The 25,259-nt window shown below is 40.2% G+C and carries 26 protein-coding genes; 4 read left to right on the top strand and 22 right to left on the bottom strand.

Translation table 11 applies throughout. The features are described 5' to 3' along the window. Positions 1–129: 129 nt before the first annotated feature. Entirely contained in the window at positions 130–417 is a 288-nt protein-coding gene (locus tag A3860_RS29840) for a hypothetical protein (RefSeq protein WP_081153600.1), read from the bottom strand. 385 nt (positions 418–802) lie between these two features. Continuing rightward, positions 803–1,147: a response regulator gene (locus tag A3860_RS29835; protein WP_081153598.1), complete on the bottom strand. Its 345-nt coding sequence runs from the start codon at positions 1,145–1,147 to the stop codon at positions 803–805. A 578-nt stretch (positions 1,148–1,725) separates the two neighbouring features. Here A3860_RS29835 and A3860_RS29830 point away from each other — a divergent pair. Next, the gene (locus A3860_RS29830) at positions 1,726–2,967 is read left to right on the top strand and encodes a sensor histidine kinase (RefSeq protein WP_245843660.1); all 1,242 of its coding nucleotides are present in this window, start codon (positions 1,726–1,728) and stop codon (positions 2,965–2,967) included. Between the two features lie 90 nt (positions 2,968–3,057). Here A3860_RS29830 and A3860_RS29825 read toward each other — a convergent pair whose 3' ends face one another. Beyond that, positions 3,058–4,179: a cytochrome-c peroxidase gene (locus tag A3860_RS29825; RefSeq protein WP_081153597.1), complete on the bottom strand. Its 1,122-nt coding sequence runs from the start codon at positions 4,177–4,179 to the stop codon at positions 3,058–3,060. Between the two features lie 6 nt (positions 4,180–4,185). After that, positions 4,186–6,351 (bottom strand): TonB-dependent receptor family protein, encoded by a 2,166-nt coding sequence (locus tag A3860_RS29820; protein WP_158085405.1) that lies wholly within the window; start codon positions 6,349–6,351, stop codon positions 4,186–4,188. 442 nt (positions 6,352–6,793) lie between these two features. On the opposite strand from A3860_RS29820, the gene A3860_RS29815 reads away from it, so the two are divergent. Continuing rightward, positions 6,794–7,693 (top strand): cation diffusion facilitator family transporter, encoded by a 900-nt coding sequence (locus A3860_RS29815; RefSeq protein ID WP_081153594.1) that lies wholly within the window; start codon positions 6,794–6,796, stop codon positions 7,691–7,693. A 39-nt stretch (positions 7,694–7,732) separates the two neighbouring features. On the opposite strand, the gene A3860_RS29810 is transcribed toward A3860_RS29815, so the two are convergent. From A3860_RS29810 to A3860_RS29785, 6 genes are read right to left on the bottom strand one after another with little or no spacing between them, the layout of a single operon-like run. Further along, positions 7,733–7,966: a cyclic nucleotide-binding domain-containing protein gene (locus tag A3860_RS29810; RefSeq protein ID WP_143774324.1), complete on the bottom strand. Its 234-nt coding sequence runs from the start codon at positions 7,964–7,966 to the stop codon at positions 7,733–7,735. Between the two features lie 35 nt (positions 7,967–8,001). Then, positions 8,002–9,282, bottom strand: coding sequence for an MFS transporter (locus A3860_RS29805; protein WP_081153590.1), 1,281 nt, complete (start codon positions 9,280–9,282; stop codon positions 8,002–8,004). Further along, positions 9,279–10,070, bottom strand: coding sequence for a nucleoside phosphorylase (locus A3860_RS29800; protein WP_081153588.1), 792 nt, complete (start codon positions 10,068–10,070; stop codon positions 9,279–9,281). Before A3860_RS29800 ends, A3860_RS29805 begins: the two co-directional genes overlap by 4 nt. Before the next feature lie 34 nt (positions 10,071–10,104). Further along, positions 10,105–10,557: a hypothetical protein gene (locus A3860_RS29795; protein WP_081153587.1), complete on the bottom strand. Its 453-nt coding sequence runs from the start codon at positions 10,555–10,557 to the stop codon at positions 10,105–10,107. A gap of 45 nt (positions 10,558–10,602) precedes the next feature. Next, positions 10,603–11,712, bottom strand: a complete 1,110-nt coding sequence (locus A3860_RS29790; protein WP_081153585.1) for an MBL fold metallo-hydrolase — start codon at positions 11,710–11,712, stop codon at positions 10,603–10,605. Positions 11,713–11,723: 11 nt separating this feature from the next. Then, entirely contained in the window at positions 11,724–12,386 is a 663-nt protein-coding gene (locus A3860_RS29785; protein ID WP_081153583.1) for a metalloregulator ArsR/SmtB family transcription factor, read from the bottom strand. Between the two features lie 135 nt (positions 12,387–12,521). Here A3860_RS29785 and A3860_RS29780 point away from each other — a divergent pair, with 135 nt between their 5' ends. Together A3860_RS29780 and A3860_RS29775 are read left to right on the top strand one after the other, a co-directional pair. After that, positions 12,522–13,073, top strand: a complete 552-nt coding sequence (locus A3860_RS29780) for a TlpA family protein disulfide reductase (RefSeq protein WP_081153581.1) — start codon at positions 12,522–12,524, stop codon at positions 13,071–13,073. Between the two features lie 44 nt (positions 13,074–13,117). Further along, positions 13,118–13,561 carry a protein-disulfide reductase DsbD domain-containing protein gene (locus tag A3860_RS29775; protein WP_158085404.1) on the top strand — a complete coding sequence of 148 codons (444 nt, stop codon included), beginning with the start codon at positions 13,118–13,120 and terminating at the stop codon, positions 13,559–13,561. Positions 13,562–13,568: 7 nt separating this feature from the next. Here the strand turns inward: A3860_RS29775 and A3860_RS29770 are convergent, their stop codons facing one another. The 12 genes from A3860_RS29770 to A3860_RS29715 all read right to left on the bottom strand — a co-directional run bounded on the left by A3860_RS29770 (position 13,569) and on the right by A3860_RS29715 (position 24,792). Further along, on the bottom strand, positions 13,569–13,790 hold the full coding sequence (locus A3860_RS29770; protein ID WP_081153577.1) for a GDCCVxC domain-containing (seleno)protein: 222 nt from the start codon (positions 13,788–13,790) through the stop codon (positions 13,569–13,571). A gap of 189 nt (positions 13,791–13,979) precedes the next feature. Further along, a complete protein-coding gene (locus A3860_RS29765) occupies positions 13,980–14,942 on the bottom strand; it encodes a DUF1259 domain-containing protein (RefSeq protein ID WP_081153576.1) in 963 nt (320 codons plus the stop codon). Between the two features lie 42 nt (positions 14,943–14,984). After that, on the bottom strand, positions 14,985–16,070 hold the full coding sequence (locus A3860_RS29760) for an efflux RND transporter periplasmic adaptor subunit (RefSeq protein ID WP_081153574.1): 1,086 nt from the start codon (positions 16,068–16,070) through the stop codon (positions 14,985–14,987). Between the two features lie 13 nt (positions 16,071–16,083). After that, positions 16,084–19,230 carry an efflux RND transporter permease subunit gene (locus A3860_RS29755; RefSeq protein WP_081153572.1) on the bottom strand — a complete coding sequence of 1,049 codons (3,147 nt, stop codon included), beginning with the start codon at positions 19,228–19,230 and terminating at the stop codon, positions 16,084–16,086. Positions 19,231–19,237: 7 nt separating this feature from the next. Further along, positions 19,238–20,620: a TolC family protein gene (locus tag A3860_RS29750; protein ID WP_081153570.1), complete on the bottom strand. Its 1,383-nt coding sequence runs from the start codon at positions 20,618–20,620 to the stop codon at positions 19,238–19,240. A 153-nt stretch (positions 20,621–20,773) separates the two neighbouring features. Continuing rightward, a complete protein-coding gene (locus A3860_RS29745) occupies positions 20,774–21,034 on the bottom strand; it encodes a hypothetical protein (protein WP_081153569.1) in 261 nt (86 codons plus the stop codon). 78 nt (positions 21,035–21,112) lie between these two features. Next, positions 21,113–22,378, bottom strand: a complete 1,266-nt coding sequence (locus A3860_RS29740) for a sensor histidine kinase (protein WP_081153567.1) — start codon at positions 22,376–22,378, stop codon at positions 21,113–21,115. Next, positions 22,375–23,049, bottom strand: a complete 675-nt coding sequence (locus A3860_RS29735) for a response regulator transcription factor (RefSeq protein WP_081153565.1) — start codon at positions 23,047–23,049, stop codon at positions 22,375–22,377. The genes A3860_RS29740 and A3860_RS29735 overlap by 4 nt, the downstream gene beginning before the upstream one ends. A gap of 79 nt (positions 23,050–23,128) precedes the next feature. Continuing rightward, entirely contained in the window at positions 23,129–23,629 is a 501-nt protein-coding gene (locus A3860_RS29730; RefSeq protein WP_081153563.1) for an arsenate reductase/protein-tyrosine-phosphatase family protein, read from the bottom strand. A 77-nt stretch (positions 23,630–23,706) separates the two neighbouring features. Continuing rightward, positions 23,707–24,000, bottom strand: coding sequence for a chromate transporter (locus A3860_RS29725; RefSeq protein ID WP_245843659.1), 294 nt, complete (start codon positions 23,998–24,000; stop codon positions 23,707–23,709). A 9-nt stretch (positions 24,001–24,009) separates the two neighbouring features. Continuing rightward, positions 24,010–24,471 carry a chromate resistance protein ChrB domain-containing protein gene (locus tag A3860_RS29720; protein WP_081153561.1) on the bottom strand — a complete coding sequence of 154 codons (462 nt, stop codon included), beginning with the start codon at positions 24,469–24,471 and terminating at the stop codon, positions 24,010–24,012. Positions 24,472–24,546: 75 nt separating this feature from the next. Then, a complete protein-coding gene (locus tag A3860_RS29715; protein WP_081153560.1) occupies positions 24,547–24,792 on the bottom strand; it encodes a recombinase family protein in 246 nt (81 codons plus the stop codon). Positions 24,793–25,259 lie beyond the last annotated feature (467 nt).

Genomic DNA, 25,259 nt, shown 5'->3' with positions numbered 1-25,259 from the left:
AAAGGAAGAGCCTGCGACTTAAAACGTAGGAATAAATTTTAGCATATCAGAGTAGATATGAAGCCGGTGTTCTATAAGGTCACCGGTTTTTTTATATTTGCCAGGCATGGTTTTACAGAAAAAAACGAATTAATAATTACCTAACGATTCTGCCAGCTTTTTCAAAGCAATATGCCCTTTACTCTGACCAAAATCACCCGGGCAAAAAGCTATACCACCCAGCGGGTTATACCGAAGTACCATTACTGCTCCTTCAAAAGGAAATTCCCAGACTATGTTATTAGAATCCATTGGCTTTTTCAAAAAAGAAATATTCATTTTTTCTTCCAGCCAATCAGCCGTTTTATAAAACAGATCAACGTTACATCTGGCTAAAAGAAGAATTTCAGGGTACCCATTTGTAGTTTGCAATATCATACCAAGTAAATGTTTCCAGCACGAACATTCAGGCCGATTTTATTTATGTGCCAAAATATAAAAAAGTAGTTAAACGCAATGCATGACCAAGTAATATTTTTATGAAACAGAAAACCCCACAGTAGATTATGGGGTTCTTGGTTTTAATATACTAAAAGAGTAGTCGCATTCTTTCAAAGGATTGGATTAATTTGAATTCTGATAGCTCAATCTTACATTTCTAATTGAGTTGAAAATAAATCACTCATTAGATATTGGAATAAACGGGGCTTGTTCCCTGGAGCATTAAGTGTCATGAAGTATTGCTGTTGCAAATACCAGAGCCGTCCTACCAGAACGGTTCTTTGGGTGGGGTGTCTTGCTTTGCTCCTAAATATTTATAGATTTAATTTAAAATTTCATCCTCTACAGTTTCTAGTCCCAACACCTTTTCCAACTCAATCAGGGAAGTCGAATTAGTTAATACGGCATCTGCTCCAAACAGAGGTATTTCAAAAGTATCTAACTCAAGTTCTAAAGAGTATAAAACAATTCTTATCCGGGGCCAGTTGGTTCTTAAATATTTTATAAAGTCTTCAATTTCGCTTTCGTCGATATTTAACTGAATAAGACATACATCCGGGATTAATTCATTGGTTATTTTTTGCAATAAGTCTGTTTTGTCTGATAACTGTAGAACAACTTGAAAACCGTTCAAGGAAAGAACCTCAACAATGGATTCCCTAAACATTTATTTCTATCAGCAATTGCGACTTTTACAAGGCCATTTCTGGACATATGGTTAGTATTAAAAGTATAATGTAACATTACTGGATTAAATAACCAGTAATTAAAAAGATAAGAATTTAAGAGGGACGAACTGGAAATCTATAAAACGAAGTTGGGGTTCTGTTTTCTAAAGTAGTTTATATCTTCACAATAATTAATAACTGTAAGGAGTAATCTAACAGGAATAAGGTTTATCTCTAGTGGCCTAAGTCTTTTCATTTATTATTTAAAAAATCAACGAATAGTTTAAAGTAAATCCAAACTTATTTCGTATTAACGGAAACCTATAAAGGAATCCTGATCAATTTTACTTCTGGATTATTCCATTCAACAAGCTACCATTACATTGGCTTCTATTAATATCTCTTTTGGTAGCTATAACGGTTAAGTGCACTATGCATTTGTAGGGAAACAGGGAAGCTGATATTAACGTCCCTGTATGGTAGTTAAGGCACATTTAGCCAAAGATTAAAATTGAACAGGGAAAGATGTAAATTTATAGTGCCCAATTTCCAGAAAGCCACCATTATATCAATTGCCATGAAAAATATCCCTCCGGAAAGTATAAAGTTGCTTGTGTCAACAGTACAGGAATTATCACTTACCCGTGACCTTGACACCGTTATGAAAATTGTACGCACAGCCGCCCGGAACCTTACCGGAGCGGATGGCGCTACCTTTGTTTTACGAGATGGGGATAAGTGCTATTATGCAGATGAGGATGCCATTGCACCGTTATGGAAAGGTAGCCGCTTTCCCATGAGTGCCTGTATAAGCGGCTGGGCTATGCTGAACCGGCAACCCGCAGTCATTGAGGATATTTATGCTGACAGCCGGATTCCGGCTGATGCTTACAAGCCCACCTTTGTAAAGAGCCTGGCAATGGTTCCTATCAGAACAATTGACCCAATTGGCGCTATCGGCAATTACTGGGCAATTCAAAGAATGCCTACGGAAGAAGAAGTATGGTTGCTGCAATCCCTGGCTGATATTACAGCAGTCACCATCGAGAACGTATACGTTTATGCTGAGCTGGAGCAAAGGGTAAAAGACAGAACGCGGCAATTGGAAGCAATTAACCAGGATCTGGAAACCTTTTCGTATACGGTTTCCCACGATCTGCGGGCTCCGCTTAGAACGGTCACCAGTTTTACATCTATATTATTAGAAGATCATGCCCAACATTTATCAGATGAAGGAAAGCGGATAGCCACAAAAATAGTTGATGGTGGTAAAAGCATGGCCGCACTTATTGACCGGCTATTACTCTTTTTTAAAAATGATAAGAAAGAATTACTGAAAGTGCTAGTGCCGATGTCTGCGATCGTAACTGAATTGACCAGCGACATAAAAATGCAGGAAAGAAACAGAGACATTGAGTTTTTAATTCATGATTTACCCAATGCCCAGGGTGATATTATACTGATCACTGAGGTATGGGCCAATCTTATCTCCAATGCCGTCAAGTATACACGCGGCAAACTAAAAACATTAATTGAGATCGGGGCAGAAGAAACTTATCAGCAACTTGTTTATTATGTAAAAGATAACGGGGCTGGATTTGATATGGAGAATTACGATAAGCTATTTGGCGTTTTCCAACGACTTCATGCCTCTAAAGAATTTGAAGGAACCGGCGTTGGGCTGGCCAGCGTACAACGTATCATTACCAGGCACGGGGGAAAGGTATGGGCGAACGCTAAAATCAATGAAGGTGCTATGTTTTATTTTTCTCTCCCTGCCTATCGCAGACCGGTGATTCAATCAAAAAAACACCTTTAATACCTTATTTTGAATCGATATGCTTATTTGCTATGGTGGCTTACTCAAACCATATGACTTCAAAACATAGTCCTTTTTTCAGGGTCCGGACTATTTATATCCGTCGGTTAAAGTTTTAAGGAAGGCTACAATGTCTTTTTCTTCCTGAGTGGTAAGGTGCAGGTTTCCAAGTTCATCATGATTTACAGTGGAAGGTATTTCGGCAGACGGAAAGGATTCCACATCTCTTTTGTTATAAAAATGAACCACTTCTTCGAGTGTGTTATAATAGCCGTTATGAAAGTAGGGGGCAGAAATTGCTGAATTCCTTAGCGTAGGTACCTTAAACCGCCCATAATTATCAGGATCCTGAAGAAAGCCACCCAGGCCGTAATCAACAGCATTGCTACCTAAAGGATTGAAGCTTGCCGGAATTGTATAAAACGGATTTGCCGGGTTTTTGGGAACACCTATATTATCGTATGTAAAATCTGTGAAAAGAACTTTACCGCTTTCCGCATCAGGGGCTGAAATATGACAATTGGCGCATTTGCCTTTTGCAGTATCATTAAATAACTGCAAACCGCTTAACTCCTGCGGAGTAAGCGCTTCCTGACCCTTTAAATAGTAATCGTATTTGGAAGTAAATTGATTGAGGTCGGGCGATCTTTCGAATGAAGCAATGGCCTCTGTAATATTATTTAATGCGGTGTTATTATCAGTGATCTCACCATACACATTTCTGTAAAGCGAATAGTATGATGCCGCTTTGATTTTACTGATCAGCATACCTGCATCGGTATTATTCATTTCTAAGGGATTCAGAAATGGTTTTTGCGCCTGTTCTTCCAATGTGTTTACCCTGCCATCTAAGAAGAAACCACCTACATAAGTTGAATCTACTGTATCATAATGCAAAGAAGGGGCATACATGCCATAAGCAATATCCGGCGCATTCCGGTTACCGAACAATCCACTTACAGCGCCTTCCGATACAATATTATGACTGAGGTCGCTGAATCCGGTGGAGGGACTGTGACAACTGGAACAGGATTGCCCAACCGGGTTAGATAAATTTTTATCGTTGAATATTAATTTACCCAGTTTAATTTTATCAATATACTCCGTTGTTATTATATCTCTTTCTTTATTACAGGATGACAAGGCTAGGGTTGATCCTAAAACAACTGATACCAATAAAAATATTGTAATTGTGGATATAGGTTTTCTCATAAGGGATTAGAATTTTGCAGTGAATCCAATATAAAAGCTTCTGCCAACTGCGGGTATTATACCGGGGCCCGGATATTCATCTGTTCTTCGGGTGAAATAAGATTTATCAGTGATGTTATTAGCCCCTGCCCTGATAGCAAAGTTATTTATTTTGTAAGTGGCGCTCAGGTCCAAAACTGTATATGATGGAATATATCCTGCAACGGGATCTGAACTGGTTTTTACATTCGAGGCATCGCCGAATGCATCTCCTACGGTATTTACCTCGAAGGTGCTTGACAGGTGTTTGTTATTAAATATTAGCCCCACGCGGTTAATAGTTTTGGCAGCCGCCTCAACCCTGTTACTTTTAAATTCACCGGAAGTATATTTTGCATCGATGTATGCAAATGAATTAAAGAGGCTTAATCCGTATGTTGATTTTTGATTAAGGTATTTTATAACGTTAAACTCAACATAGCTTTCAATTCCTTTGTGTACGCTGTTAGCAATATTGGTGCGGAGTGAATAATCTTCATTGGTAACCGGGTCGGTTTTTACAACCACACCAATGCGGTTATTATATGCCAGATAAAAACAGCCAATATCAAAGTTTAAAAAGTTTTTAATTGTTCCTCTATAACCAATATCTGAATTAAAACCATACGCATCTTTTAGGTTAGGGTCTATTCGCGATGTTGTTCCGAAAGGTTCTAACTGGCTGTAATCAATAGGACGATAGGCCTGGCTGAAATTGCCATAAATACTGGTATTGCCTGTAGGTTTGTATTCAAGTCCGGTTCCAAATAAAGGGAAAACCCGGTTGCGGCTCTGATCAGCGATCTGTTTATAGCTACCATCTATCTTATATCCATTGGCAGTGCTATTTAGGTATTCGATGCGGAAACCTGGTGTAATGGTAAACTTATTGCTGAGTCTGAATATGTTTTCGGCAAATGGTGCAAGGTTAGTTGTAGTGAAATCCAGATTATACTCCCAATCACCTGTTATAGATAAATCAAAATCACTACCGGTTGTTCCTTCGCCGCCACCCCGGCGCTTAAACCAGGCATAGGCATATCTTATTCCACCTGCCAGGGTTGACTTATGTTTACCTAAATTGTAAGTGTGCGCTATTCTTAGTTCAGTAGTGGTGTTATTCATATTTTCAATCTCAACTTCCCGGGACACATAAGCATTTGTTGCAGGGTCTATTTCATCCAAAGCTTCGGGGCCGCCATCTTCATTTCGCCATACCAATGAACGATTGCTGAACAGGTAACTTGTCTTCAGGCTGATAGTTGTATTTTCAGAAGGATGATAATCAGCCCGGGCCACAACAATATTCCAGGGACTTATCAACCAGTTTCTGGCGCGTGTTGATGTTTTCGGGTTGGCAGCAAATAAACTGTCTGTTAATCCACCCGGCATTTGTATTCTGTTACGAAGCAGGGAATATTCTGCCCCCACGCTGAATTTTTCGGAAAATTTATACTGCAATTTCCCAAATCCGGATAGCTGCCATTGCTGGCTGTTAGGCCGGTAGCCTTGCATATTACGGTATTGAATAAAACCGTAATAGCTTAATTTTTTGTAATTACCACCGATGGCATTAAACGAATTGAACATCCCGAAACTCCCTATGGTTTGGGATGTGGTGAATTCAAAAGGTTTACCGGTTGGCGCATCTTCAGTAACATAGTTTACCAACCCGCCAAACTGCGAACCAAATTGCAGGGATGCAGCACCTCTCACCATTTCAATTCTCTGCACGCCTTCCATTGGAGGGATGTAGTAAGCCTCATTATATCCAAAAATATCAGAACTGATATTATACCCGTTTTGACGAGTATTCATTTCAATGCTCTGAGTTGGGTTTAAACCTCTTGTGGCAATGCCATTTGCTGTAAAACCGGAACTTTCTGTTTCAACAATATTCAAACCCGGTATCCGACCCAGTATTTGCCTGGTGTTATTAATGGCTTTGTTTGCATCCAGGCTATCTACAACAATTACTTCACTCTTTTTTCCTGCATAGATAATACCATCCTTTATTTCCGGCATATGACCTGTTCCCCGAACAGTTTTTATACCGGTTACAATTACTTCTTTTAAATATTTGCTTGTATCCTGTGCATTTGAACTCAGACCTGCAATCAGGCTAAAAAACACAACCAGGCTTAGTTTTCTCATTACCTTGCATTTTGGGTACAAATATTCCCAAACAAAGTGAGAATTACTTAACATATCAGGAAAACCGTTTACGCAAGAAGGAAAAAAATGAAATCGACCAGCGTAACCACCCAAGGCATTGGTGATCTGGCCAAACAGATCGCTGGCACCCTTTAAATGCGTCTATGAAGTTATGCCTGGACGTTTTCATTAACGCCAACTCGTTGGCCGGAAATAGATCGTCGTCTTACATGTCCTGAAAATCATTTTTATAATACTTTGTATTTATAAAAGGGCTTACTTCAACCTCATTTTCATCAAGAATATTTCGAATCAAAAGCATTCAAAACCAACGACTTGAAGGATCTTCTTGATTGTGGTTGGGCCAACTGGAATTTCGAACCTTTTTATGCTGATAGGGCACCCTGTTTAATTATCTTTGCTGTTTAAAATATTTGAAAGCATGAACCAACCGGCAAACACAAATGTGGCAACAGCAGTACGAACAACCTATTTTAGCATCATAGGAAATACAAGTCTGGCCATTATAAAAGGGTTTGCTGGTTTTTTGGGTAATTCATACGCTTTAATTGCAGATGCCATTGAATCTACTACAGACATTTTTTCTTCCTTTTTAGTTTTATTCGGGTTAAAATATGCAAGCAGGCCGGCAGATAAAAATCATCCTTACGGCCATGGCCGGGCCGAGCCTTTAATTACGTTCCTTGTTGTTGGCTTCTTAATTACTTCAGCAACAATTATTGCCTATGAAAGTATTAAAAATATTGGTACGCCACATGAATTGCCTAAGCTCTGGACCCTTTTTGTTTTGGGAGCAATCATCATTTGGAAAGAAATTTCATTCAGGTTAGTAATCAAAAAAAGCAAAGAAACCAATAGCTCTTCATTAAAAGCAGACGCCTGGCATCATCGGAGTGACGCAATAACATCTGTTGCTGCATTTATTGGCATTTCAATCGCTCTGATTTTTGGTAAGGGTTACGAGACTGCTGACGACTGGGCTGCACTTTTTGCTTCTGGCTTTATACTTTACAACAGTTATTTAATTTTCAGACCTGCCTTGGGTGAAATCATGGACGAAAATTTATATGACGATTTGATAGATGCCATTAGAAAAGTTTCTCTCACAGTTGACGGAGTAAAGGGTACTGAAAAATGTTTTATCAGAAAAACAGGCATGGTGTATCACGTTGATCTACATGCTATTGTTGATGCCAACATCAGAGTAAAAGAGGGGCATGACATTGCACATACGCTCAAAAATACATTGCGACAGGAAATCCCGCAATTAGGGCACGTTTTAATTCACATTGAACCATATGAATGTCAAGGTAATCATTAAAACCCCGTACCTGATACCGGCAAGGAATCAGCATTCGATTTAAAAAGGGAAAATTGCTTTTTTACTTGTACTGAAGGGTTGATGAATATCAATGGTGGTAGTAACCATAAGCCCTTTGTTTATAAAGCCTATAAACCGGCAATACTCACCGATCCTGATGATGTATTTACCTTTTGTATACTTTTTAAACACACTATACCTTAGCCCTTCTTCAAGTTCTTCATCGGAGATTTCGATGCGTTGTCTAATATAGTTTATAACCATTGAGTACATAAAGGCAGGAGTTTACAAATTTAAAGGTTTGTAACTCAAATGCTTTTATATTTAGCGCTGTGTGTTCGGGAGAATTTACCACTGATCCAATCAATTATCTTAACAAAATTTTTATCACTGCACTTCATCCGGTAAAAAATAACTAATGCTGAAAAGATAGTAAGCAGCCCTATCACCAGGACGGATGCATTAATCCCTAATGTATCAGCAATTATGCCCGTGAGTATAGCACCAATAGCATAACCCAAATCACGCCATAGGCGAAAAACACCTAAACTGTTTGCCCTGTCTGCCGGATGTGTATTTTCAGCAACAGTGGCAAGGAATGTGGGATATACCATTGCAGTACCCCAACCAAGAATGGAAGCAAGAATAATAAAATGAGCCATTGTACTGGCAAATATCAACACGACTAATGCTAATCCCTGCAACAACATTCCCCCAAAAAGTAAATCTTTTTTGCAGAAATAATCAGCCATCTTTCCAGTGAACAATTGTCCAATACCCCATACGGCAGGATAAACAGCGGTTACAATTCCAATTTGCCCAATAGTAAACCCTTTCGAGGCCAGTAGAACAGGAAACAACCCCCATGCCATGCCATCATTTAAATTATTGATTAAACCAGCCTGTGTTACAGAACCAAGATTTTTATTCTTCCAGCTTGTTTCCCAAAAAATCTTCTTCAGTCTTGGTACATTGCTAGTTGTCGTTTCTACAGAAACATGGTGTTTGGTATCTTTTATCAATAACCAGCTTGTTAATAAGCCTGCAAACACTAATACAATACCTATATAGAACGGATAAGGACGCAATCCGTAAGCTGAAGCAATCCATCCTGTACAAAATGCAACAACAGCAACGGCCACATACCCGGCAAATTCATTTAACCCCATTGCAAAACCTCTTTGCTTTTCACCCACCAAATCTATTTTCATTACTACAGTACTGCTCCAGGTAAGGCCCTGGTTTATGCCTAATAAAACATTGGCGGCAACAATCCAGTTCCAGCTATCAGCAAACATCAACATAAATGGAACCGGAATACCAATGAGCCAGCCGATGGTTAACAGGTTCTTTCTTCCCACCTTATTTGCTAAAGCCCCGGTGAAATAATTGGTAATGGCTTTAACAATGCCAAACACAATAATAAAAGAAAGAATAGCTGTTTTGGCAGCAATGTGAAATTCGACCTCTGCAATTCGGGGAAGAATACTTCTTTCCATACCAACCATACCGCCTACAAAGGCATTAATGATTACCAATAATGTGAATTGCTGCCAGTTTTCTCTTAATCCTAATTGTACCTGCTTCATGCTAAAATATTTTCAAACCTGAACTTCAATACATAAGAAACAAGATTCAGCGTATCAATACTTCCAAATTCTTCTCCCTTTTCAAAATCTCCCTCCATTTGTGCCATTGAATTAGTAAGATGCGCAAAGCAAAGGATATTGTACTGCTTAACCTCTGACAATGCATACAAGGCTGCCGCTTCCATTTCAACACAGGTAATATTCTTACTTTTCATATCTAAAATAGCAGATGGCGTTTCCCGGTAGGGAGCATCAGTTGTCCAACTTGTTCCGTTAAAATAAGGACAATCTGGATTTTCTTCTTCTGAATTAAGCACCTCAAATAACTGCTGATTTATCAAAGCTGGCTTTTCAGGAGGTAAATAATGATAGCTTGTACCTTCATCCCGAATAGAGGATGTAATAAGTGCAAAGCGTTTTTCATTAACAGGCTGGTTGATTATCCCCGCTGATGTTACACTGATTAAAAGTTTACAGCCGGAGACAAATAATTGTTCTGCAACCAAAACAGCATAAGATGAACCTACGATGCAAGGAATAATACCAATTTCCTGATTGTCCAAACGGAAAGTATAAAGAACCGAATGATAGCAAGCCCAACAATTATTTTTGGTTGCCATTCCCATTCGCAACAAATAATCTGCTAAATCGCCGTCAGGATCTAATAAACATACCGCCTGAACATTACAGTCTTTTTTGTTTTTTTGCCGTCGGGCCTCACGTAACAGATTTTCTGGTAGAAAAACCGATGATTCATTATAGTACTTATTTGATAGGATAGTTTTCATTTGGTGCTTACTTACTGATAAATTGTTGTTGTTGTTATTGCATTACCGGATAATTTTTGTTTATCCAGTCAATCTTAACATTATGCTCAAGGTTGAGCAACTTATGGTTAGTGAACTTCATTTGATTTAACAATTGAAACGCGGGTCGGATATTAGGACAATGTTCAAATGGGCAACAACCGCAATAGATTACAATGTCGGCGTCTCTAGGTAATGTTTTAAGTTCCTGGGTCAGCTTATCCAGATTTTCTTTTTCTTTTACAGAGCCAATGTCAACTGAACCTTTGATGACTGCGCCAGGGCCAATGCTTATAATTATAGGTTGTTTTGCTTTAGTGTCATTAATGATTCTTGCCAAATCTGCCGGTGCAAGCAATTGTTTTGTAGTCCAGGGCTCATCTTGTTTTTGGGGTCTAAAACCACTTATGGCTGACACGGTAACAATTGAAGCAATCAAAAGTAAAGGCAGTACGCGTATAGATTTCATATTGTTGAATTATTAAAAAATATAGGAATAATCAGATTGCTGGTTTCATGAAATAGCACAACGATTAGCACCTGCTTCAAGATCAGCCGAATCGAGTTCGGAAAAAATACCCGTCAGGTTTTTTTCCACTATAGATAAATAATTGGCTGGCGTGGGCGGAATTTTTGCTAGAAGGGCATTTATAAAATCATTTTCACTACTATTTAACAGGGGTATATTTTTCTTTGCCTCACCGATTGTACTTGAGATAAGCATACCATCAAATTCTACTGGTTTGTTGGTGTGAGCAGGAAATATCAGGACATTATCAGGCAAGGACGCTATTTTTATTAATGAATGATATAATAATCCCGCCTTAATCCGGCTTTGCTCAGGATCGGCTTTTAAATCTGGGCGTCCTACCCCGTTTGTAAAGAGCGTATCACCTGTGACTAAGATATTATTCTCGATATAATAACTATAACTTTCTAAAGTATGACCGGGAGTAGCGAGGGATTTCAAGGTAACTGCCCCAACAGTAAAACTTGTGTCTTCTGTTACTGGCTTGTGACCAAACTGTACTTTATTGGGAATAGGTAAAAAGAGAGGAGTTTTAAAGAAATCAGCCACTTGTTTTGACCTTGAGAGGTGATCAGCATGAATGTGTGTTTCAATAACGTATTTAACAGAAAGCTCATGTTGATGTATCAGTTCCTCATATACTTCTTCGGGAAGTGATGCGTCAATGATAATAGCTTCGTTATTTGAAAAAATTATATAGGATAAGCATCCTTTTCCGGTACGTCTTACCTGCAGTATTTCAAAATCTGGAAATTGCTTGTGTGCTACATTCCAGGCTTTACTCCACGCTTTCATACCTCCTTCAAGTGAAACAGCATCAAACCCTTTTTCATTTAAAGCATCAGATGCTATTTGGCTTGTTCTTCCTGCGGCGCACACTGTTACCACTTTCGCATTATCCGGTATCTCAATTTCATCCAACACCGACATATCACCTTCATTTAAGCGTTTGTATGCATCGAGGTAATGACTTCCCGGTATTTGCCATTCTTCTCTTTGCGATGGCGGTCTTATATCCAGGACAAAGACCGGTTCATTATTTTCAAGCCATGTTCTCAGTGTTTCAGCATCAACTGTGGTTTTTGTTTTATCCATATCAGTAAGTTTTAGGAAATGCTTTCAGTTTGAAATTTTATTTTCCAATCAGGATAACCTTCTTCCAATCGTTTTGCCTTAAATCCTTTTTGAATAAGAAGCTGCACCGCATCATCTGCAAACACACAAAATGGTCCCCTACAGTAAGCAACATATTCCTTATTCTTTGGTAATTTCCTAAGCTGAGTAGCAAGATCTTCGATAGGAATGTTAACGGCGCCGGGAATATGGCCATTTTCATATTCTGATGTGGGGCGAACATCCAGCACGACCACATTTTTTGATTTCATCTTGGTTAATAGTTCGTCCATTCTAAGCGCTTCCAGGCTGTTTCGCTTTTCCCGGAAATCCTTTACCAGCCTTTCCATTTCTGCTATATGCTTTAACCCCAATTCGCGGAGCGTTTGCCAGGAAATGTAAATTTCTTCATGAGCCAGTTTGTAATGGATAAAATTTCCTTCCCGTCTGATTTCTACCAGATTAGCAGCCTTAAGGACTTGCAGGTGTTGCGAAGTATTAGCAATTGACATGCTGGTTTCATTGGCTATTTCCTCCACTGTTTTTTCACCCTGTCCCAGCAAATCCACAATCTCTAACCTATGAGGATTGGCCATCGCTTTGATCATGGTTGCCAGTATAGAATAGGCTTTATCCTTAAATATTCTTTTATCCATTTTTTCGGATTATCCACCAAAAGTATGTAAATTCAACTATTCAATAAAATAATTGAATAGATAAATTATTCTCTCCTCTCTTCCTGTGGAATGAAAAAAGCCTTAGCCTAGTAAAAACTATAAAAACAGGCAAACATGAAATATTCTCTATCATTGATTAGCATCCTGCTCATCATTTGTGCAGGTACAGGTTTATATGCCCAAAACGATCTACCCATGATAGGCCAACCGGCTCCATCATTTGAATTGAAAAGTGTTGATGGCAATAAGTATTCATTGGCACAATTGAAAGGCAAGTTGGTAATGATTCATTTTTCTACCACATGGTGCCCTTTTTGTAACGCGGAAGCCCCTAATCTGGATACGCTTTATCAATCGTACAAAGACAAGGGAGTACAGGTATTAGTCATTGATGTAAAAGAAAGTAAAGACCTCGTATCACAATCATTTAAACGGTTTAATTTTTCATTTCCTGTGTTATTAGATGAAGATGGAAAGGTGGCAACTGCTTATGCCCCGGCTGGTGTTTTACCTGATCTGGCACGAGATGAAGTGGTTTTGGCTTCTAACTTGATCATTGACCGGGAAGGAAAAATCCGTTTTTATTCTTTACTGAATACTACTTCCTTTGATGCCAAACTTGTTAGCGCCCGCAAAAAACTGGATGAATTACTCAGTAAACAATAACTATGATCTTTAGGAGCATTATACTTGTTGCCTGTTTTACGGGAATGAACCCGTTTCAGGTAAAAGAAAAAGATATAGTAAGTGTATCTGTAAATGAAACCATATTAACACCTGAAGAAAAAAGCGTTGCAATTATTCGTGTTAAGGTTAAAGCAGATTACCACATCCAGGCCAATAACGTAACCAATGAATCACTGATTCCTATTTCATTGGAGACAACCCCAAACAGGTTCTTTTTACTAAATAAGCCGATTTTTCCTCCTTACAAATTCTTTCGCCTGGAAGGTACTGAAGAGAGGCTGAACGTCTTTGATAGCATTTTTATCATACAACTGCCGGTCAAAGCAATGTCTACTACAAAAGAAGGCCAGTATTTAATAAAGGCCCGAATCAGATACCAGGCATGTAATGCCAAAACCTGTCTCTTTCCCAGAACTATTAATTTTGAACTACCTGTCATTGTAAAAAAACATAAATTAGCCGACTAATACGTCATTAACTACTTGCGGTGAACTTTTCATTGTCTTCCTGCATTGGCGGACATTTTACAGCTCCATAGCTGCAAAACACACAACAATCACCTGCAAGCGGTTTTAAAATCGTTTTACACTGTTCACATTCATAAAAATACTGGCAAGCATCGGTAGGCATAGTTTCTTCTTTAGTATATCCGCAAACCGGGCAGGTAATAGTTGACTTTAATATAATTTCACTCATAACTAATTATGGTTATCCGACATGGTCGAAGGTTTCGACAGAAAATGAGATGCTCCAAATCGGCTTTTAATGGGCGTTCGTATATAGTTGAACAGTTATAGAAGACATAACCAATCTAGGGTTTTTCAAAACAGACTTTATCATATTCGTATATTTCGAAAACTTAGCCATGCCTTATCACTTTCCTTTTCAATAGCCATTACCTTTTTTACCAGTTTGATCCAGCGCAGATTTCAGTCCTTTAGCCAGTTTATCAACAGCGCCCACGCCCCAGTAATGCAGGAAGAAGATGCGCGGTTTTTCGAAAATCATGTGGTTATGCACGGCCACTACTTCAATTCCATTTTCTACCAATGCCTTTATAACTGGTTCCACTTCATTTTCCAGCATGGTAAAATCGCCGCACACAGCCGCTTTTTGCGGTGTTCCCTGCCAGGCCGCCCAGGTATTAAAACCTAAAAAAGTGCTTACCGGTATGCCATGCTCCTGCAATTGCACATCAGGGCGACCTAGAGTATATTTATACACGCCCTTAGCCATTTCTCCCTTTGCACCCATGATGGAATCCAAACCGGCAATATTGATTGTGTTCACAACGCTATCCGCTTTACCTTCCTTCGGGTCTTTGCCACGTACTTCTTTAATCTTATCAAAAATGGCTTTTACATTGGCAGCTAATTTATCTACTGTTCCCTTTCCATCGATGTGCATATACATTACATTGGGATGGTTGCGAACAAAGTGGTTGTGAATGGCGCTAACCATAAATCCCTGGCGTATCACTTCCTGCTGAACAGGTTTCAGATCATTCTCGGTTACAATTATGTCGCCCATCACCATAGCAGTATCTCCGCAAGGCGTAAACGCTGCCCAGCTTCCCAAGCCCATTGGAGGTATTATTTTAAAGCCATCTACAACTATATTCAAGTCGTTCTGCGGTACGGTGATTTTGTATTCGCCGTTTTTGGAAGCTCCTTTCATTCCGGTGATCTGTTCAATTTTTTGAATATCCAGTTTACTCCTACCGGGCGGACAGGAAATGGTATCAGTTTTTGTTTCACTTTTGACAATTACATTTTCCTTCGCTGATGGATTATTGCAGGCTGTTATAAAACAGGCATAACCAATCGCAAGAAATAAATTTCGTTTCATTGTTAATTCAATTTATTCATTCTTAAATTTACTTTCATCAAACTAAGGCTTATGAATTGCAGGAATTACTTTTGTTCCAACCTTCATTTCCTCATTGCCTTTTACAATCAGGGTGTCGCCTACCTTTAACTCGCCGAAGATCTCCTGTTTGTCGCCCATATTGAATCCAGCTCTTACATCAATCCATTGAAGCGTATCACTTGATGCTTTAATTACAAATTTCTTTTCGAGCGTTGTCACTACTGCTGAAACGGGCACTACAAATGTCTGTCCTGAGCGCAGGAATTGCAGTCTTACGTCTGCATAACTGCCAGCCTTTAATTCCCCGGTGGTATTGGGCACCTCAAACTCCCACAGTTCGCTTCGTGTTGCATTGTCAATGCTACCCGTTTTGCGCACGAGTTGCGCCTTGATTTTTTTATCGGGCAGGGAACGGGTGCTCAGCTCGCCTGTATTATTCAGTAATACCGCATTGGTATAAATTTCGGGTACAGCTACTCTTAACCGTAAAACGCTATTATCTTCCAGTTCAAACAACGGTTGTTCATTGGCATTGCCAACAAATGAACCTACAACTATATTTCTTTTGGTAATGGTCCCGCTATAAGGAGCAAGAATGGCCAGGTAACCGCCGATCTGCCGGTATGAGGATGCTGCAAATACGGATGCATTGTACTCGGAACTATCGGCCATCATCTGATTTCGCGTTCTTTCCAATTCGCTGGCGGCAATTACGCCATCGGCCTTCGATGCTGTATATATGCGATCAAAATAATCCTTGCTGGATCGATAGCGCGATTGCGCTGCATATACTTTTTCGTTCAATTCCTTTATCCGCGTACTGATCTCCGGTGCATCTATCAGGGCGAGCACCTGTCCTTTACTGACCTTAGAACCTATATCTACGTTCAGTTTCTTTATGTAGCCCTGCACTTTGGCCCTGATCTGTGCATTTTCATTGGAGAGTAATTCACCTGGCAATGAAAGCGCTTTTTTAGCCGAATCCACCGTGAGGATAAATGCCTTTACCGAATCTGGCTTTTCAGCTTTTTTCTCTGGTTCTGTAGCCTTCGGTTCATTACATGCAGCAATGGTAATATATAATACAAGGCCTGTAAAAAATCTCATAACTGGTATCTATTTAAATATTCTTGTCAAAATAAGCAGATGTTTCATCATTGGGGTCAAGTGACCGGCTGGTTACGGCTTTATTTCCCATTAACAGCTCATATACTAATGGTACTAACCACAAACTGATAAAGGTACTGAACAGCAACCCGCCTATCACCGCTATGCCTAATGGCGCCGTTTGTTTGCCGGTATCACCCAATCCCAACGACATAGGGATCATCCCTGCGATCATGGCAACGCTTGTCATTACAATGGGACGAAAACGATTAACGGCAGCCTGCGCCCCGAACATGCCGGTGTTTTGCTGCAGCCGGAGTTGTTCTGCATTCGATACCAACAAAATGGCATTTGCCACTGCCACGCCAACCGCCATGATACAGCCCATAAACGATTGTATATTCATGGTGTTACCGGTGACCCATAACAGCAGCATGGAGCCCGCCAATACGCCCGGAAGTACAGCCAACACCGTTAATGATAATTTGAATGATTGAAAATAAGCGGCGAGCGTTAAACCGATCACCAGCACAGCCAGTAACAACCCGGTTGATAATTCGCTATTGATCTGCTCCAACACTTCTGATTGTCCGCGCAGATATACTTTTACACCCAGGGGTAAAGTACCTAATTTTTTTATGGCTGCATTCACCTCTTTCACCGCCTGGCCCAGGTCCTGCTTATGCACGTTTGCCGTGAGCGTAATGAACCGCTGCTGGTTAATGCGGTCATATTCGCCAACAGTGCTCCCTTTTTTCCATTCGGCAATATCTCTTAAATAAACAAGTTTGTCACCTGATTTACCTACGGGTATCTGATCTACCTGCTCGGGACTGTTCATAACAAACTGCGGATATTCTACCTGTACCTGGTAGGCGTTTCCCGAGGCCTTATCTAACCAGTAAACCGGTTGGGTTAAGCGGCTGGAAGAAGTGCCTTCCACAACAGATTTTCCGGCCTGCTCAACGGTTAAACCCATTTGTCCAACCCTTATACGGTCATAGTTGATCTGAATAGAAGGATAATCCAGCGCCTGTGCTATCTGTAAATCGCGTAAGTAGGAGACATGTGATAATGACTGATTTAATTTATCAGCGATCTCCCGGCTTTGCGCTAAATTCTTTCCCTGCACTACCACTTCAACCGGGTTACTGGCGCCCAGGCTCATTACCTGGTCAACCAGGTCGGCCGGTTCAAATGAAATGGCAACACCGGGTATATTTTTGGCTACCGATGCCCGCAATTGTTCTTTCAGGTTTTCAATACTTACACCTGATCCTTTATTAAGATTTACTTTTATTACCGCTTCGTGTGGTCCGCTTGTGAATAAGAAAATAGGATTAATGGCAAACGTGGGAGGCTGTAAGCCAACAAACGAAGAAGTAATGGCGACATTATCTTTCCCCGCAGCATCTGCGATCAGTTGCAATGTTTTTTTGGTAGCATCTTCTGTTCTTTCAATCCGGGTGCCAGAAGGCATCCTCAACCGCACCTGCATTTGACAGGCATCCACCTTTGGGAAGATCTCTGTGCCCGCATTCTTATATCCCAGGTATGCAATAAAAAACAGTAAAATGACGGCTGCCGGAACCAGTAACCAGGCGGCCCGGCGCGATCTTTTAATATCACCCGATAGCCGTTGCTTTAACCTGGCCAGTCCATCTTTATTATTTGCCGGAACTCCTTTCTTCATCAACCAATTCGATAATACCGGTACAAAAGTTTGGGATAATAGAAAAGAAGCGATCATGGCAAAACCAACTGACATGGATAATGGCAGGAACATAGACCGTGGTACGCCCGACATAAATAAGGAAGGTACAAATACGGCCAGTACACTCAACAGGATCAATAATTTGGGAACCGCTATTTCCTGACAGGCATCCCAGATGGCCCTTGCCCTTGGTTTGCCCAGTTCGAGGTGATGGTGAATATTTTCAATGGTCACCGTTGATTCATCAACCAGTATACCTATTGCTAATGCCAAACCGCCCAACGTCATGATATTGATCGTTTGTCCGGTCAAATACAAACAGGCCACAGACGTTAACAACGCCAATGGAATGGTGATGATTACAATAGCCGCGCTTCGCAGATCTCTTAGGAATAATAAAACCATCAGACCGGTCAATAATGCGCCCAGTAATCCTTCAAACAAAAGACTTTTCAGCGAATTGATCACATAACCTGACTGATCAAATTCGTATGAAACCTTTATATCATCTGGAATAGCGGCCTGCATATCGGGCAATGCTTTTTTTACCGACTGCACCACATCCCAGGTGGAAGCATCCGCTCGTTTGGTTACTGGAATATACACTGACCTTTTTCCATTGATCAATGCATAGCCAGTTGTAATATCCGCTCCATTGTCAACAGTGGCCAGGTCCCTTACCAGCACCGGGGTACCATTGCTAGCTTTCACTGTTACATTTTCCAGTTCCTTGAAATTGTCTACCACGCTATTGGAACCAGTGATGATGGCTTTATCATTTGCCCTGATATTACCAGCCGGTAATATGGGATTGTTCCTGGCAATTGCAATGGCTACTTCATCGGCTGTGATATTATAGCTTCTTAACCTCTCCGGATCGGCTTTGATCACAATGGTGCGCTGATTACCGCCAAATGGTGGAGGCGCAGAAACGCCCTCTAATGCCGCAAACATGGGGCGTACCTTGAACAATGCCAGGTCTGAGATCTCATTCAACGAACGGCTTTCACTGCTGAATACGAGTTGCCCAACGGGAATAGAGCCGGCATCATACCGCATCACAAATGGCGGCAGCGTGCCGGGCGGCATAAACGACCGCGAGCGGTTAACATAGGAGATCACTTCGGCCATGGCATTGGCCATGTTTGTGCCTTCATGAAACTGCAACTTAATAAGAGATAAACCCTGTATCGATTTGCTTTCAACGGCCTTTATACCGGTAATGTATAAAAAATGGTATTCATAATAAGATGTAATAAAGCCTTCCATTTGCTGGGGCGACAATCCGCCATAAGTTTGCGCCACATAGATCGTGGGCGCATTAACGGCAGGAAAAATATCTATGGCCGATTTCCTGATGGCGAGTATGGAAAACAGCAAAATACCAGCTACCAATACGAGAATGGTGACCGGCCGGCGAAGCGCAAATTGTATTAACCTGATCATTGTGGGTTTACTTCATTTCATTTAAAAAAACGTTCATGTCACCTTTTACGGCTGCCTGCAGCAACAAGGCTTTCCAGGCGTCCCAATAAGCCTGTTTAACATCCAGTTCTGATTTAAGTAAGTTGTATTGCGCCTGAATAAGATCAGCAAAATTAACCAATCCCGTATTGTATCTTGTTTGTATGGCGCTAAAGGCATACCGTGCCGATCTCAGTTGCTGCTGCGTTTCTGCCGCTACCGTTACGCTGCTTTGAAAGGTGGCATTGGCTATCCGTTGCTGGGTGGTGAGTTTTGCCTTTTCTTCCATCAGCTTTTCTGCTGCGGACTTTGATAAAAAGGTCTGTTGTTGCAGCTCCCGTTTCACTTCCCCGTATTTCATAATTGGAAATGCAAGCTGCACACCAGCCCCGTAATTATAGCGGCTCAAGCCAACTCCATCCCAGGTTTTTATAGTTCCGTTTGGCTGGAACCCGGAGCCCCTGGCAAATGCAATTCCCCAAACCGTTAATTTAGGCAAATAGGTCTTTTTTAACAGCAGTTCCCGGGATTGACTCAGCTGAAATTGACTTTGGGCATACCGCACCAGCGGATGCCCTGAAAAGGAGGTATCATTGATTGCTACGGGCTGAGGTAATGTTTTCAGAAAACCGGTGTCGGCAGGAACAGGTAATGCATCCACCACTATCAGTTGAGCCAATTGCCATTGTTGCACTTCCAACTGTTTTTGCGCCTGCAGCCAATCGATCTTTGCTTTGGACAACTCTGACAAAAACAATGCGGTATCAACACCTGGTTTAATGCCACTGTTAGCCAATACCCGGCTTTGTTTAAGATTGGCCTGCACCCGTTCAATGTTTTGCCGGTGTATGGAAAGCAGGTCGTTGGTAAGTAATACATCCAGGTAAGCGCTGATCACATTTATGGTATGCCGGAATAATTCCTGCTGATAAGCTGATTGTTGTGCGTTAGCCTGCGCCCGGGAAACATTGATCTGCGCTTCCCGCTGGCCGAAGGTAGTAGCCTGCCAGTTTAATAATAAACCAGCCGCACTACCTGTGGCCGGTGAATAATTATTGCCGGAAGACGGCGGGCCAGTCATAGGCAGTATTCCGTTCGGATAAAATACGCCGATAAGATTATTTGCGGTTGCCATTCCAACCTGATAAGTGGCGTCAATGGTCGGCATCCTGCTGTATTTGGCAACATCCACATTTTTATCAGAGGCAGCGGCTTCGTATTTCCGGGCTTGTAATAAATGGTAATGCTGTTCAGCTAATTGGATGGCGCCTTTCAGTTGAAGCAAAGTATCAACCGGGCTTTGGGCCATTGTTTTACAACAAAACAATAATGCACCTGCCAGCGTGTACCATTTCATTTTTTTATATAACATGTTGGGCTGTTGGATTTTTAAATAGCCGCCAAAGCTATCAAATGATTTTGGAGAGATTTAGGCAGGTAAAAAAGCATTTTATTAAAATAAATGTTTGGTCCTTGCATAAGGACCAAACATTTAATAGCTCTTACAAACGTGTGTCTTTCATTATTAATCCTCTTCGATGAAATTGCCGCTTTCGTCAAATTCGGCCTCTCCCTTTTTATTATCCCTTGTGAACTTGGCTTCATAAATCACTTTTCCTTTTTCCTTTTCTTTTACCCACTTATCAGGGGTGATGGCAGGATATTTTGCTTTAAAAGCATTCATCACCGGTTCGGGAACTGATGACGCAGAAATTTCCTGTTCGTTTTCACAAGACAATGATGCTGTCATTGTGAACACAATTAAATAAACCATTAACTTTTTCATATTACAACTTTTAAATTTGGAGTAAATTCAAAGCATCATAAAGTTATTCAATGATTTTGGAGAGATTTAGGCAGCCTGTTAAGCGAATATTATGGCTATTTTATGCCAGTCATTATTGTATTCATAGCTTACGGAATAATGATATAGATGGCAGATCTGCTTTACCAAAGCCAGTCCTAGTCCGGTTGTTTTGGTTTGATGCGACCCTTTTCTAAATCTTTCAAACAGTTCATCAGGGTTGGCATTCAGGGGCAATCCCGTATTGGCTATTATTAATACCGATCCTGATAAAGCAAGATCAATTTGCCCCCCATGTATATTATGAACAATGGCATTTTTCACCAGGTTTGAAAGCAATATCTCAATTAATGAATAGTTTGCCTGAACAATAACTTCCTCTTTGAAATTGATCGTTAATGAAGGGAAATCGTCGTAATGATCTTTGTAGCCGGCTAAAATGTGTTGCAGTGTTTGAGATATGCTTATTACATCTGTATCGGGAAACTGGTTGTTTTCAATTTTTGCCAGTAACAGTAAAGTACGATTCATCTGACTAAGCCGGTCATTCGCTTCTGTAATATCACCTAATAAAGCAGCTACTTTTTCTGTAAGCCCGGGTTGATTAATTAGCAATTCCAGCTTCGACCGGATGATGGCCAATGGTGTCTGCATTTCGTGAGAAGCATTTTCAACAAACTGTTTTTGATTATGGTAAGCGCTGTTTACTTTATCGATAAGACTTGTAAGCGTTTTGTTCAATTCGTCAAATTCAGTGGTCCCTGTTACTTCGGCTAATTGTAAAGATTGATTACGGGTGACATCATATTCATTCACTTCCTTCATGGTCGTGAAAAAAGGTTTCCATAATAAACCCGAGCTTTTTCTGTTTAAAACTATGATAGTAATTAGAAGCAGGAAAAGAATAATGGCTTCGGCTATAAAAATTTTAATGATCAGGTGTGATATTTCAACAGAAGACACATAAGTTGATATCAGATAAGGGTTACCATTCCATGAAAACTGCCCGGTCAATACTTCAAACGGTAAGATCTTTTTTTTATCCGCATTAAAAATGCTGGTGTCTCTCGGCTCATTCAATTCAATATCACTACTGGCAGTGCCTTCTGCAATATCATATTCGCCGGGAATATGTTTTTCAATATTTCCTGATTTTGCCACAAACGCATTCCATACATTATGTTGCTTAAGTAATAATTGTTTTTCCTGCATGTGGTGCGCTTGCATTCTCATCAATACATAGAATAAAAGAGAACAGGCCAGTAAAACCACAGGCAGCCATATCATCAGAAAACGAGTATTTCTTTGAAGTAATTGTTTGCTCATAATGACAATTTATAACCTAATCCATATACAGTTTGTATCAGGTCGTCACATCCCTTTTCCTTTAGTTTTTTCTTCAGATTCTTGATTTGCGAATAAACAAAGTCGAATGACGGCATATTATCGGCCTGATCACCATAAATGTGTTCGGCAATGGCCTGTTTACTTATCACCCGGTTTTTATTATTCAGGAGATAGACGAGTAAATCGTACTCGTTCTTTGTAAGTGTAATGGGATGATGATGGCAGGTAACCTTTCTGGCTAATAGGTCTAATTGCAACTTACCTATTTCAAGTATGTTACTTCCCTGGGCATATTTTCTGCGAAGCAAAGCCTTCACCCTGGCATTTAGTTCTGATAAATGAAATGGTTTTGTAAGGTAATCATCGGCGCCAAGATTTAAACCGGCTATTTTATCATCTATTGAGTTACGAGCTGAAATGATAATTACACCATCGTCTTTGCGTTGCTCCCGCATGTATTGCAGAAGTTGTAAACCACTGCCGCCAGGAAGATTAATATCCAATATGATGCAGTCGTATTGAAAAAAATCAATTTTTTGAATGCCCTCTTCATAATTGTGCGCTCCTTCACATAAAAAGTCTTCCTGTTCAAAATATTCAACTATACTTTGAAGCAGAACGGGTTCATCTTCTATCACTAATAATTTCATATAAAACCACTAAGCTAACATGAAATTTTGGAGAAATTCTGCCAAGCCCTGGTTTTATGATATTTGCACAGCCAGTATTTTATTTAGTGATATTATGTTTAAGGGATAAATCAACTATTAGCGCCTGCACTTTTTTTACAATTGCGTCTCGAGCTACGTTATAGTCACTGCTAACAGGCGGTATGCCTTCCCATTGTGTAATGGGTTTTGTAATATTATCTTTATCAGGTAACAGGCAGTCTAAAGTAACTACTTGGTAAGCATTTTCAATATCAGATTTTGTTACTTGTACCGGTTTCCAGCCTTGCACATCAAAGCTATCTTTTATAAGCCCACGTTGAGCAGCCGGAGTCAGTACTGAATCGGGATTTGTTCCTCTGAATATTGCATGATAATTTAGCCCTTGCTGCTGTGCCAGTTTATTAAAATATGCTGCCGCTATAGTACTTCTTGCGGCACCATGTTCACATATAAAGAGAATAGTGGGCGCAGATTTCATGTTACTTGATTTTTGAGTATCCTGGCCGAACGATAAAAATGCCATGAAAATATAAAGTCCTGCACAAAAAATATTTTTCATATAATACGATTTACAAATTCCTGATGAGCAACCCAAGCAATGCAGCAACAACTATTATAACCGGCTCCTGGATCTTCTTAAATTTCAGTAAAACCAGAATGGTAACAAGAGCAATGGCCAGCCAGGGTTGCCCCGATGATCCTGTAATGCACATAACCCAGGTAAATTGACAGTTGGGCGGCCAATGGCCCGGGCGCCAATTGTGCAAGGGCCAGTCCTTCCTTGTAATCTTCTTCAGTAATCCATTTGCGTTGTTCCACAAGGTCACGGTGCATATAGCCTATTAAAGCTGGGGGACCGCCAAAACCTATTGTGCCCAGTTTCAAAAAGTACAGGGTTAATTGGCGTAGTGTGTATTGAGGTGCATTCATTGACAAAAACTACTTTTTTAAAAGATCAGGGTTCCAGGTATGCCGTTCTGATTGTACGAATTTCGCCCAGCTATACAGGGCATCGTACATTTTCATTCCAATAGCCAGCATTTCATGATCATTGTGATAATTATGAGAAAGTCCCGCAGAAATTGCCCATAAACCCGCTGCCTGCGGCGCCAGGTGAAAGCTGTCTGTATCGGCAGCCCTTACAATGGTGGCAATTTGCAACAATGCCGGGTCGGTAATGGAATGCTTTTTAATTATATAATCAAAAGTGCATTCGTTATCATAATGGGTGTATTCTGCACCAGGCAAATCGTAGGGAATAGCATTTAATTCCCGGGCTTTTTCAAAAACCTGTTCTTTGGGAACGTAGATAAATTCAGCCTCTTTATCTACAAAGTTTTTGATCAGCCAGGGACAGGCAATTCTGTCAATTTTTGGCCGTTCACGAGTTATCCATTTCATAACAGTTCATTTTGCTGCAATTTCATTAAACTAACAATACAGGAATAGAATAGAAATAACCTTTTTGTACGGAAGTTACTTTTTGGGCAATTTTTTGGGGTATTCAGAAGGGTCATGCCCGGTTTGTTTTTTTAAAATGCGGGGAAAATGGCTTTGGTGAAAAAAAGTAACCCCATAATTTTCGCGTAGCACTTTGGATAGTCGCATAGCTCCATCTCCTGATCGGCTAAACCTGTCAATCAGATACACCAATACATTGGTTACTTTCTCCTTGTTCTTTTTAATATAATCCCAGCATTCGCTGAAATTCCTTGCGGCCATCTTTTGGCACTTTCGTAGTAAATGGTAAATTAAAGTTATACCTGGGAGTGGGCATAAACTAATGTTTACTGGAGTACTGGTGTTATAATATGTTATTTTAGTTCGAGAAAAAACGAAAAAGTTGATTTCCTAACCCTAACCTTATAAACTTCTTCTAAAAATAGAAGGTTCTTGTTACCTTCTTCGAGTTGGCTAAATATAATAGCCTCGAATCAAATGTTTTTTTTCGAACGTCTCTCCTATAATTGCAATCTTGGATATAAGGTAAAATTAAGAACATGACTATAATCATTGCTTGATGTGATCCATGTTCTTTATCAGAAACCAATTAGGTAGTAATTTTTTGAATGGCGACCATAGACTCATATGATAACTTGAATAAAGAACAGATATTCAAGGAAAGAGACAGATGTCGGTTTGTGATTTCACGGATAAGTGTGTAGTTAACGGTTGAATTATATACCAGG

This window comes from Niastella vici, assembly GCF_002077945.1.
GTDB classification, from domain to species: domain Bacteria; phylum Bacteroidota; class Bacteroidia; order Chitinophagales; family Chitinophagaceae; genus Niastella; species Niastella vici.
The sequence above is the reverse complement of the archived record's forward strand: the minus strand, read 5'-3'. Positions and strand labels throughout refer to the sequence as shown.